General features: G+C 42.8%; 9 protein-coding genes and 1 pseudogene. All 10 read right to left on the minus strand.

The genetic code is table 11. The annotated features are described in order from the left end of the window. Positions 1-150: 150 nt before the first annotated feature. A complete protein-coding gene (locus tag HT729_RS04660; protein WP_172931733.1) occupies positions 151-1,035 on the minus strand; it encodes a PucR family transcriptional regulator in 885 nt (294 codons plus the stop codon). 3 nt (positions 1,036-1,038) lie between these two features. Then, on the minus strand, positions 1,039-1,425 hold the full coding sequence (locus HT729_RS04665; protein ID WP_000567919.1) for a Mini-ribonuclease 3: 387 nt from the start codon (positions 1,423-1,425) through the stop codon (positions 1,039-1,041). Beyond that, the gene (cysS, locus tag HT729_RS04670; protein WP_172931734.1) at positions 1,418-2,761 is read right to left on the minus strand and encodes a cysteine--tRNA ligase; all 1,344 of its coding nucleotides are present in this window, start codon (positions 2,759-2,761) and stop codon (positions 1,418-1,420) included. Before cysS ends, HT729_RS04665 begins: the two co-directional genes overlap by 8 nt. An 81-nt stretch (positions 2,762-2,842) precedes the next feature. Beyond that, entirely contained in the window at positions 2,843-3,727 is an 885-nt protein-coding gene (locus HT729_RS04675) for a GNAT family N-acetyltransferase (RefSeq protein ID WP_172931735.1), read from the minus strand. An 11-nt stretch (positions 3,728-3,738) separates the two neighbouring features. Beyond that, entirely contained in the window at positions 3,739-4,356 is a 618-nt protein-coding gene (cysE, locus tag HT729_RS04680) for a serine O-acetyltransferase (RefSeq protein ID WP_023933244.1), read from the minus strand. Between the two features lie 15 nt (positions 4,357-4,371). Further along, positions 4,372-6,585 carry a polyribonucleotide nucleotidyltransferase gene (gene pnp / locus HT729_RS04685; protein ID WP_172931736.1) on the minus strand — a complete coding sequence of 738 codons (2,214 nt, stop codon included), beginning with the start codon at positions 6,583-6,585 and terminating at the stop codon, positions 4,372-4,374. Between the two features lie 840 nt (positions 6,586-7,425). Beyond that, positions 7,426-8,292: a methylenetetrahydrofolate reductase [NAD(P)H] gene (metF, locus tag HT729_RS04690; protein WP_023933248.1), complete on the minus strand. Its 867-nt coding sequence runs from the start codon at positions 8,290-8,292 to the stop codon at positions 7,426-7,428. Positions 8,293-8,394: 102 nt separating this feature from the next. Next, positions 8,395-10,644, minus strand: a complete 2,250-nt coding sequence (gene metE / locus HT729_RS04695; RefSeq protein ID WP_054393153.1) for a 5-methyltetrahydropteroyltriglutamate--homocysteine S-methyltransferase — start codon at positions 10,642-10,644, stop codon at positions 8,395-8,397. 415 nt (positions 10,645-11,059) lie between these two features. Next, positions 11,060-11,353: a helix-turn-helix transcriptional regulator gene (locus HT729_RS04705; protein ID WP_000797748.1), complete on the minus strand. Its 294-nt coding sequence runs from the start codon at positions 11,351-11,353 to the stop codon at positions 11,060-11,062. A 58-nt stretch (positions 11,354-11,411) separates the two neighbouring features. Continuing rightward, positions 11,412-11,901: pseudogene (locus tag HT729_RS04710) on the minus strand (helix-turn-helix domain-containing protein); the annotation flags it as partial. Positions 11,902-11,942: the final 41 nt, after the last annotated feature.

Raw genomic sequence — 11,942 nt, forward strand, 5'->3', positions numbered from 1 at the left:
CATGCAATCCCTGATGAAAGCAAAATAATTGCCCTCAATCTCACCATTTTTTTGGGACATCATCACTTTCGATTGACAGCCTCAATCCACTATAACTCTGCACATAAAAATGGAGAAGATGGCAATCCTCTTCTCCAAATATTAACTTCTTTACAAACCAACTATAGTTGACAAAGAACCTAAAATCAATTGATAACACAAGGTCAGGTCGGTCAACTCTTTCAACTGAAGCCCTGTCAACTCTTCCCATTTATCAATCTTGTATTGGAGAGAATTGCGGTGCAGATAGAGTTGCTGGGCTGTTTTTGTTAGGACAGCACTATTTTCCCAAAGGGAGAGAATGATTTCCTGAATCTGATCTTGATCCAAAATCATCTGGTGTAGACATTCCTTGATTACTCTCAAGTCCACGAGTCTTTCTCCCATACTCCAAAGATAGAGCTGAGAAAAAGTATGAACACCATGGTGACCCTGACGCCACCATGTCTTGAACAAATCCCGCTCCGCTTTGATTAAGTCTGATAGGGCTTGATGTCCCGTCTGAGACCAAACCTGACCCAACATGATTGACAGACGAAGTCCAAAGTCATACTCAACCGCTTCAATCGTATCACTTAAAATATCTCTTACAGAAGTGTATTTGTCTTGTTGAAGCACGAAAACATAATCCTGAGCTCCGACCTGTAGCACTGTCTGGCAATTCGGAAAAAGAGTCCGCATCATATCTATCCAAGAAGCCAGATTTTCCTGCTGAAAATAAGAAAGATGGCAATAAACCAACTGAATCTTTTTAAAAACTTGCGGTGCCTGTCCCTTGCCCTCAACCAGATAGGAATACCAAGGATTTAGCGAACGAGCCTGCTCCTGCTGGGTCAAAAGGGCAACCAACTGCTTTTCACGCTCGCTGAGCCCAGCTTCCTCCAGCAAAATCCACTGCTGAGAAGCTAAAGGGAGCGTGAGATAGCCCTCTTTCTCTACTGGTTGGTCTGAAATCCGAGCCTCAGGAAACCAGTCTTGTAGTTCTTTTGCCCTCATGTTCTAGCCCTCCACTTTTTGGATGCACCATGAAACCAAACTCTCAAGACGTTCCAGATTCTCAGTCATATGGAGATAGCCCATAACTGCTTCAAATCCCGTGGACATACGATAAGTCACGACATCTGCATTTTTAGCCTTTGTGTGGCTATTGGTATTGCGGCCACGTTTGTAGATTTCTTCTTCTTTTTCCGTTAGGATCTGCTCCTCCAACATGAGGGAAATCAGGCGAGCTTGAGCCTTGGCTGACACGTACTTGGTCGCCTCTTGGTGGAGTTTATTGGGCTTGGTCATACCTTTGAGGATAAGGTGGCGGCGAATATACATAGAATACACCGCATCTCCCTCAAAGGCTAGCGCAATCCCGTTAATGAGATTGACATCAATCACGTGTCCACCTCACTCCATCTTTTGTATCCAATAGTTTAATGCCTTGAGCAGCCAGTTGGTCTCGGATTTGGTCTGCTGTCTCAAAGTCTCGATTGGCACGCGCCTCTTGGCGTTTTTGAATCAAGTCTTCAATCTCTGCATCCAAAACTTCCTCAACAAAGACAATTCCAAAAACTTTTAACATATCCGCAAGAGCTTGCTTGACACTTGTATCATAGTTCCCTGAGTTGATCCATTTGGCCATTTCAAAGACAACTGTGATACCGTTGGCAGCATTAAAATCTTCATCCATAGCTGCTACAAACTTATCTTTAAAGTTTTGTAACTCTTGGGCATCCACATTTCCTGTAAATGGTTGTTCGTAAGTATTCTTCAGATACTTGAGATTGGTCTCGGCATCGCGAACTGCCTTTTCCGTGAAGTTGATAGGCTTACGGTAATGCTGAGTCGCAAAGAAGAAACGAAGGACTTGGCCATCAAGGGTTTTAAGGGCATCATGTACTGTGATAAAGTTGCCCAAAGATTTAGACATCTTGACATTATCGATGTTGACAAAGCCATTGTGCATCCAGTAGTTAGCAAAGGTCTTGCCTGTTTTGGCTTCTGACTGGGCAATTTCATTGGTGTGATGCGGAAACTCAAGGTCAGCTCCACCACCGTGAATATCAATGGTGTCGCCCAAAATCTCTGTTGACATAACCGAACACTCGATATGCCAACCCGGACGGCCAGATCCCCAAGGACTATCCCAAGAAATCTCGCCTGGTTTAGCAGATTTCCAGAGGGCAAAGTCTACAGGATTTTCCTTACGAGCCGTTTCTTCATCGGTACGACCTGAAGCACCCAGCTCCAAATCTTCCAAGGTTTTATTAGCCAATTTGGCATAGTTGTGAGATTTTTCCACACGGAAATAGACATCTCCGTGACTCTCGTAGGCAAAGCCTTTTTCAATCAAATCTTCCACAAAGCGGATGATGTCAGCCATAAACTCCACCACACGCGGATGGCGGGTCGCAGGTTTGACGCCCAAGGCTGTCACATCCTCACGAAAGGCAGTGATGTACTTGTCCGCAACCTCCTGAGGCGTGATGCCCTCTTCCTTGGCACGGTTGATAATCTTATCATCTACATCTGTAAAATTGGAAATATAGGCAACCTCATACCCACGGTACTCAAAATAGCGACGAACCGTATCAAAAGCCACTGTTGAGCGGGCATTCCCCACGTGGATATAGTTGTACACAGTTGGCCCACAAACATACATCTTGACCTTACCGTCCTCAATCGGGACAAATTCTCGCAAATCACGAGACATGGTGTCATAGATTTTAATCATAAATCATAATCAGGAAAGCTAAAATCCAAGAACTGTTAGTTTCGTCACTAAGAGTTCAATTGAATTTCAGTCCGAATCTCTCTACACTCCGGAATCCCTTGCTCCTTTCTCATTCAGATAAACCACCTGAGTCTGTTTGACAAAGCCAATTTTTTCATACAAACACTTGGCACCTACATTGCTATCTTCCACTGCAATCTGAAATTTCTTATCATTTTGCTCAATTAGTTGGTTGACAAGGGATTTTGCTAAGTAGCTCCCATAGCCTTTGCCACGTTCAGGTTCTGATATTGCTAAACCGTAGAAGTAATTCGTATCGCTCGATAAATCAACCGTGCAAGTTCCAATAACTTGACCGTCTTTTAACAAAATATATAAGCGACTTTCTGGATCCTTCAGAGCTTCAGCGACATATCTATCCACAACTTCTCTAGATTCATGTTCCTCTGAAAATGCCTGAAATTTTAACTGGCTAATTTGCTCCTGATACGAACTATCTACTAACAAAACTTCAAGATTAGAAAGTTTTGCTAACTGATATGGTCTTCTATCCTTACCTAACCAGGTTTCTGTCTCTTCATCCTCGACCAATCCCCAATTATTGACAAAATCAGGATGACGCTCTAGAAAAATACGCTCTGTCTGAAAAGTGACTGAACAAATAGAGAAAGAAGCTGTTTCTTTCTCAAAACTCGTAAACAAAGCACGCGCAATTCCCTGACGGCGATGATCTGGATGAACCAGTATCGTCACTTCCACATCTTGATCATCTGCATAAACAGTTAAGAGACCAACAAGTTCGCCTTTTTCATAATAAAGGAAAAAGGCGGGCATGTTTGGGTCAAAATTAAGCATGTTAGAGAGATAGGGATCACGATAGGTACCGTCATAGTTTTGGCAACAGTTAATTAGTTGTTTCGCCTCAGATAACTCCTCTTGGCTTAACTTGTTTCTTGCTTGAATCATATAGGTATCCTCTACAAACCAGACGATCTATGACTGGCTTCTTTAGCCTGCTCGAGTTTATTAACATAATACTCTCGTTTTTCTTCGACTTCGTGAATGACAGGCTCATCCTTCTTACCATGAAGGCGGACAATCTTAGCCGGAATACCGACAACCGTCACATCACTAGGTACATCTGCCACGACAACTGCTGCTGCACCAACCTTGGCATTTTCACCGATTTCCACTGGTCCGATGACTTGGGCATGAGCCGATATGAGAGCTCCCTTTCGAACGGTCGGATGGCGTTTTCCAACATCCTTACCAGTTCCACCAAGAGTCACCCCGTGATAAAGAAGAACGCCTTTTTCAACGATCGCTGTTTCTCCAATAACCAAGCCTGAACCGTGGTCGATAAAGACACCTGAATCAATCTGGGCACCTGGATGAATCTCAATCTGAGTCCAAAAGCGCCAGAACTGACTGTGCATACGAGCCAGGAGTTTGAAGTCGTACTTCCAGAGAAAATGCGAGAGACGGTGGGCCGCCAAGGCCTTGACACCTGGATAAGTCAGCAAAACCTCCAAAGTGGTGCGGGCCGCTGGATCATTTTCTTTTACGATATCAATGGTTTCGCGCCACCACCCCATACATTTCTCCTTTTCTTACTCTGAATCTTTTGGTGTCTCTGTAAATTCTTTCTTAGGTTTGTGTTCCTTGTGATGACGTGGGCGGTGAGGGCGCTCAGACTTTTCACCTTTTTCATCATGCTCAGGTTTTGGCGGACGAGGTAGAAGAGCCTTCATAGAGGCATCGATACGGCCTTTTTCATCAATCTTGATAACCTTAACATCAACTTCATCCCCGATTTCTACCAAATCCTCTACACGATTGGTACGAGTCCAAGCCATCTCAGAGATATGAACAAGGGCATCTGTCTTATCAAAGAGGTTAACAAAGGCACCAAATTTCTCGATACGAACGACTTTAGCACGGTAAACTTCATCCACTTTGGCTTCACGAACCAAACCAGCAATAATTTCTTTGGCACGGTTAATAGCATCTTGGTCACTAGAGTAGATAGACACATTTCCTTCTTCGTCTATATCAATCTTAACACCTGTTTCAGCGATAATCTTGTCGATGGTTTCTCCACCCTTACCGATGACAATCTTGATCTTGTCCACATCGACCTTAATCGTATCAATTTTCGGAGCAGTTGGAGCCAATTCTGGACGGACTTCTGGAATGGTTGCTTCAATCACATCAAGGATTTCAAAACGAGCTTTCTTGGCTTGGGCAAGGGCTTCAGTCAAGATTTCTGCAGTGATCCCTTGGATCTTGATATCCATTTGAAGGGCTGTAATCCCATCACGAGTACCTGCAACCTTGAAGTCCATATCTCCAAAGTGATCTTCCAAACCTTGGATATCGGTCAATACTGTGTAGTTATTTCCATCTGAGATAAGTCCCATAGCAATACCAGCTACTGGCGCCTTGATTGGCACACCACCAGCCATAAGGGCAAGAGTACCCGCACAGATAGAGGCTTGAGATGAAGAACCGTTTGATTCCAAGACTTCTGCTACTAGGCGGATAGCGTATGGGAATTCTTCCAAGCTTGGCAAGACTTGAGCAAGAGCACGTTCACCGAGAGCACCGTGACCGATTTCACGACGACCTGGCGCACCGTAACGACCTGTTTCCCCTACAGAATATTGAGGGAAGTTATAGTGGTGCATAAAGCGTTTCTTGTACTCTGGATCCAAACCATCAATGATTTGAGTTTCTCCCATCGGAGCCAAGGTCAAGACTGAAAGAGCCTGAGTTTGTCCACGAGTGAAGAGACCGGAGCCGTGCACACGAGGAAGGAAGTCAACAACCGCATCCAAAGGACGGATTTCATCGACCTTACGACCATCAGGACGTACCTTGTCTTCTGTAATCAAACGGCGCACTTCAGCGTGTTCCATTTGTTCCAAGATTTCAGCCACATCACGCATGATGCGGTCAAATTCTTCGTGGTCTGCATATTTTTCTTCATAAACAGCAGTCACTTGGTCTTTAACTGCTTGAGTAGCAGCTTCACGAGCCAATTTTTCTTCTACTTGAACCGCTTTTTGGAGGTCGCTGTTGTAGGCTGCGATGATTTCAGCTTGCAAGTCCGCATCCACATGAAGCAATTCTACTTCTGCTTTTTCTTTACCGACTGCCGCAACGATTTCTTCTTGGAAAGCAATCAATTCTTTGACAGCTTCGTGCCCTTTAAGAAGAGCTTCCAACATGATTTCTTCTGACAATTCTTTGGCACCAGACTCTACCATGTTGATAGCGTGCTTGGTTCCAGCTACTGTCAATTCAAGAAGAGATTGCTCTGCTTGTTCTTGCGTAGGGTTGATGATGATTTGGTCATCTACATAGCTCACTTGTACCCCAGCGATTGGGCCGTCAAATGGAATATCTGAAATAGACAGTGCCAAGGATGAACCAAACATAGCAGCCATTGGTGCAGATGCATTTTCATCATAAGAAAGCACGGTGTTAATCACTTGGACTTCATTACGGAAACCTTCCGCAAACATAGGACGAATCGGACGGTCAATCAAACGCGCTGTCAATGTCGCATCCGTTGAAGGACGTCCTTCACGTTTCATAAAGCCACCAGGAAACTTCCCAGCTGCATACATTTTTTCTTCGTAGTTGACTTGAAGAGGGAAGAAATCCCCAGTTGCCATTTTCTTAGACATAACGGCCGCAGTCAAGACAGTTGACTCACCGTAACGCACGACAACTGCGCCATTTGCTTGCTTAGCAACCTGACCAGTCTCTACAATTAACTCACGACCCGCAAAAGTCGTTTGAAACACTTGTTTTGTCATTTTAATCCCCTTTGGATTGATGAAATTATACGCCTTGCCTACAAAGATCAAGATACTAAGGGCGTGAAGAATCCCGTATGAAAATAGGAGATTGACGCAGTGTGCGATGCGCACCAGGAAATCTATCTTTTTCACTAGGGATTTAGCCCGTGTGCAATTACTCAAGATACTAAGCCGTTAAGCAACTCAAAGGAAAATAGGAAATCGAACGACGGAGCGACCGCTCCTAGGCAGATTTATCTTTTTCCACAGAGTTGTAGGCGTGTTCAATTACACAAGATATTTTGGACGGTTCGGCTTGCCGAACATTTCTGTAGAAAAATAGGAAGGTGACGCCGCACTCGATGAGTGCTAGGAAGCTTATCTTTTTTCCTAAGGAATGAGGCCAAAATTCAATTAAGTATCTTTTTGATATTTCCCTGGAATAGTGCGGACGGGAGCTAAAATTATCCAGTGGATGATTTTAGAAATCCAACGGAATTTCAATGGTAATTTTTAATTACTTCGCCTTTTTATTTCTATACTCAGGCTAAAATAGTTTCCCGAACTATTTTACTCTCAAAAATCCTGCCTTAGATAATAATATTGTTATCATCTAAGATACCACGATAGCGTGAAATATCTTTTAAATACTCACTCCGTTCGTGTTTTTTGAGACACACATTATCAGATTTTGCTTAAAAAATAATCAACTTTAAACAAACTTCTACAACCTAAATACCCTCATCTTTGTATCAAGTACGTACAAAGTCTATTTTATCATATTTTTCTTAAAAAGTGCGGTCTTTACCATTAAAAAGGAACCATTCCCCTCACTTGAGAAGAATGGTTTTCTTTTTATTATCCTAGAGACTGATGATTAAACAAGGCATGTGTTGCTTGGTGGATGTATTTTGCTGTATCCGCATTGTTCATAGTGTAGAGATGCACACCGGCAACATCCTGAGTTACCAAGTCCACGATTTGGTCCACTGCATAGGCAAGTCCTGCTGCTCTGAGCGACTCAGGGTCATGCTCATACTTGTCTAAGATGGATTTAAATTTGCGTGGAAGATGGATATTCTCACAAGTCTTCAAGAGGCGGAGAGCCTGATTTCGATTCAAAATTGGCATAATCCCTGCATGAATGGGAACATCAATCCCAGCCAAGATGCACTTGTCTTGGAAATCATAGAAGCGCTCATTATCAAAGAAAAGCTGGGTTACGAGGCTCGAACAACCTGCATCCACTTTCTTCTTGAGATTTTGAATATCTAAAATCTGATTTGGCGAATCTGGGTGCCCTTCTGGATAGCAAGCACCAACAATATCAAAGTGAGGAGCTTGTTCCTTGATGAACTCAATTAAGTCCGTTGCATAGCGGAAATCCTTTTGCGGCTCCACATCTGGAATAATATCCCCACGAAGAGCCAAGATTTTCTGCACCCCAACCTTGTCCAAGTCCGCAATGGTTTCAGCCACCTTGTCCTTAGTCAAATAGATGGCTGGCAAGTGGGCAATGGTCGGAATCGCCAAGTCATTTTGGATAAAATCAGCCAAACGGACCGTCGTTTCCTTGATATTAAATTTATTATTGCTGGCAGTTACACTGATAAAGTGGGGAGTCAACTCCTGCATATCTTGAAGGGCAGAAATAATGTTATCATTACCCACGGCTGGGTTGGGAGGGAACACTTCAAATGAGAGTGACGGTGTTTGGCGTGACATAGTCATTATCCTTTTCTAGTTAATTTTTTTCGTTAGCTGGATTCCTAGAATCCAAGTGAAACAGGCAGATTGACCAAACAGCGCTTCTTGAGAAATCTAATCTTACAATTTCTCACGCGCAGCTTTCGCTGCTTCAACAAGGCGGATCAAGCTTTCTTTTGTTTCTGGAATACCACGTGTTTTCAAACCACAGTCAGGGTTGATCCAAACTTTCTTGCTTGGCACTTTAGCAAGGATGGCTTCGATTGTATTGTCGATTTCGCCTTCATTTGGCACACGAGGAGAGTGGATATCGTAAACCCCAGGTCCCACTTCTGTTTGGAAGTTTTTCGCTTTGAGTTCGTCCAAGATTTCAAGGTTTGAACGGCTAGCCTCAAAGGAAATAACGTCTGCATCCATGTTGTCGATAGCTGGGATGATATCTGTAAATTCTGAATAACACATGTGAGTGTGGATTTGTGTGTCTGGCGCTACTGTTGAGTGTACCAAGCGGAAGGCAGGAATTGCCCAGTCAAGGTAGTCTTCGTACCAGTCGCTACGACGGAGTGGCAATTTTTCACGAAGAGCAGCCTCGTCGATTTGGATGATTTTCACACCAGCAGCTTCAAGGTCAAGTACTTCATCCTTGATAGCAAGGGCGATTTGGAGAGTTGAATCCTTGATAGAGATGTCTTCACGTGGGAATGACCAGTTAAGGATGGTAACAGGTCCAGTCAACATACCTTTAACAGGTTTGTTTGTACGACTTTGTGCATAGCTAGACCATTTAACAGTGATAGGGTTAAGACGAGTGACATCACCCCAGATGATTGGTGGTTTTACCCCACGCATACCGTATGATTGTACCCATCCATTTTTAGAGAAGAGGTATCCTGACAAGTTTTGACCGAAGTACTCAACCATGTCATTACGCTCAAATTCACCGTGAACAAGGACATCAAAGTCAATATCTTCTTGCCACTTGATCCATTCGTCAATCGTTTCAGCAAGGAAAGCGTCGTACTCTTTTTGAGACAATTCACCTTTACGGTAAGCCAAACGTTTGGCACGAACTTCTTTTGTTTGAGGGAATGAACCAATCGTTGTTGTTGGAAGAGCTGGAAGTTTGAAAGCTTCTTCTTGGATAGCTTCACGTTCTGCAAAGGCTGGCAAACGAGTGTAGTCTGTGTCTGTCAAGCCAGCGATACGCGCACGAAGTTCAGCATTTTCACCAACACGCTCAGTCGCAAAGAGTTCTTTGTTGGCTGCAAGAGCTTCTGAACCTTGACCATTGCGGATAGCATCCAAGTCACGGATTTCATCCAATTTTTCAACTGCAAAGGCAAAGTGGTTCAAGATAGCTGGTTCAAATTCTTCGTTAGCTGTTGTAAATGGCACATGAAGAAGTGAGCATGAGCTTGTCAAAACGATGTTTTCAGCTGGGATTTGCTCAAGAACAGCCAAGCTCTTTTCGTAGTTGTTGCGCCAGATGTTTTTACCATTGACAATACCTGCATAGAGAGTCTTGTCAGCTGGGAAGCCACCTTTAACGAGTTCAAGAGTTTTCTTACCTTCAACAAAGTCAAGACCGATAGCATCTACTGGCAAGTTTACAAGGTCAGCGTATACGTCACGAACATCACCGAAATAAGTTTGAAGCAAGACTTCAAGACCTTTTTTGTCAGCCAAGAGTTTGTTGTAAAGGTTCAAGAAGAGAGCTTTTTCTTCAGCTGTCAAGTCTTTTACAAGAGCCGCTTCATCCAATTGGATGCGAGTTGCACCAAGTTCAGCCAATTTAGCAAAAACTTCTTGGTAAGTAGCCACTAAGCTATCTACGAAGTCGTCTGCTTTCACGCCTTCTTCAAAGTCTGACAATTGAAGGAAAGTGAAGGGACCTACAAGAACAGGACGAGTGTTGAGACCAAGTTCTTTGGCTTCTTGGAACTCATCAAAAATCTTGTGACCTGCAAGTTTGACTTGAGTGTCTTTTTCAAATTTAGGAACGATGTAGTGGTAGTTAGTGTTAAACCATTTCTTCATTGGGAGGGCGCGAACGTCCCCTTTTTCTCCTTGGTAACCACGTCCCAAAGCGAAGTAGCGCTCAAGGTCAGACAAGTCCAAGTTTTGAACTGAAGCAGGTACCACGTTGAAAAGGAAAGCTGCATCTAGGAAGTTATCATAGTGAGAAAAGTCATTTGATGGAATCTCAGTGATGCCTTTTTCTTTGACAATGTTCCAGTGTTTAGCACGTAAGTCTTTTGCTGCTGCTAAAAGTTCTTCCTCTGAGATTTCTTTTCTAAAGTATTTTTCAGTTGTAAATTTTAATTCGCGGAATTCACCCAAACGAGGGAAACCGATGATTGTAGTTGACATGATGTGTCCTCCAAAATTTGTTGTTGAAACTATCTTAACAGAAAAGAAATCATCTGTATAATTGTAAAAAATTAGGCTTTGATATAGTTTGAAACTATATATCTGTTTTAAACAAAAGAAAAAGACCTGAGACAAATGCCTCAAATCCTTTGTATAGCGTGTTTTATAGCTTTATTTCAGTTATGCTCTTCAAACGCTTTATTAGTAATTCTTATAAGTGACTATGGCTTGTTATTAGAAAAGACTATAATACTCTTCGAAAATCTCTTCAAACCGCGTCAACGTCGCCTTGCCTTAGACATATGGTTACTGACTTCGTCAGTCTTATCTACAACCTCAAAACAGTGTTTTGAGCAACCTGCGGCTAGTTTCCTAGTTTGCTCTTTGATTTTCATTGAGTATGAGTCTACTCTAATCAACTCTTTTCCTGTTCGAGTGGGACGACTGCTAGTGTCTTTCCCAAACTGGCTAGGACTTTTAAGACTGTGTCCAACTGAGGACTAGTCTTGCCTGTTTCCATCCTAGCTATGACAGGCTGGCTTACTCCACTAAGTTCTTCTAGCTTTTTCTGACTGATTCCTTGCTCATGCCTGGCTTCAATCAGCTCACTCATGATAGCCACTCGCATATCACTTTCAAGGATTTCCTCCTTGGTAAAGAGTTGAGACCGGACATCCTTCCAATTACTCCCAATAGCACTATTCTTCATCTCTTAACCCTCTTTCTTTTACGTCTATGTATTTTTTGAAAAAATGAGCGAATTATAATTCGATAGATTGACCAGCGAGTTTAAAATTGGTGCTAGCTTGTTTCTTAAGCGCTTTTCCTTTTCTAGGGTAAAGCAGTTCCTGTTTGCTTAACCCCAATTTTACATGATGAATCCAATAGTAAATGGTTGAAATTCCCACGTTAACCCCTTTAGCCATCACCATCATTTCAGGCGAAAATTTTTGGTTATGATAGTGGAGAATCTTTTCCTTTAGTTCCTTGGTCAAGCTTGATCTCTTGACCGAGTGCTTGCGATTATTTTCATAAGACTGTTGAGCATAGTCGGCAGAATAAATCTCTTTGAAGCACCCTTTTCCAAGACATTTTCGGACTGTCCTACGCTTAATTTCAGTGTGGATAGTTTGAGGAGCTTTTCCAAGTAGAGAGGCAATTTCTCTATTTGATTTTCCTTCTTTTTTTCCATCGTTCGATTAAGCGACGACTATCGATTGTCAAATGTTTGCCTTTTGTAGTATAATTGTCTTGCATCTCCGTGACTTTTAATCATTTCAATCTTAAATTGGACTTTT

This window comes from Streptococcus sp. 79 (assembly GCF_013277425.1).
GTDB classification, from domain to species: domain Bacteria; phylum Bacillota; class Bacilli; order Lactobacillales; family Streptococcaceae; genus Streptococcus; species Streptococcus pseudopneumoniae.

Excerpts from the sequence above, each read along its gene's own strand:
- HT729_RS04660 (WP_172931733.1), bottom strand. The coding sequence starts at position 1,035 with ATGAGGGCAAAAGAACTACAAGACTGGTTTCCTGAGGCTCGGATTTCA.
- cysS (WP_172931734.1), bottom strand. The coding sequence starts at position 2,761 with ATGATTAAAATCTATGACACCATGTCTCGTGATTTGCGAGAATTTGTC.
- HT729_RS04675 (WP_172931735.1), bottom strand. The coding sequence starts at position 3,727 with ATGATTCAAGCAAGAAACAAGTTAAGCCAAGAGGAGTTATCTGAGGCG.
- cysE (WP_023933244.1), bottom strand. The coding sequence starts at position 4,356 with ATGGGGTGGTGGCGCGAAACCATTGATATCGTAAAAGAAAATGATCCA.
- pnp (WP_172931736.1), bottom strand. The coding sequence starts at position 6,585 with ATGACAAAACAAGTGTTTCAAACGACTTTTGCGGGTCGTGAGTTAATT.
- metF (WP_023933248.1), bottom strand. The coding sequence starts at position 8,292 with ATGTCACGCCAAACACCGTCACTCTCATTTGAAGTGTTCCCTCCCAAC.
- metE (WP_054393153.1), bottom strand. The coding sequence starts at position 10,644 with ATGTCAACTACAATCATCGGTTTCCCTCGTTTGGGTGAATTCCGCGAA.
- HT729_RS04705 (WP_000797748.1), bottom strand. The coding sequence starts at position 11,353 with ATGAAGAATAGTGCTATTGGGAGTAATTGGAAGGATGTCCGGTCTCAA.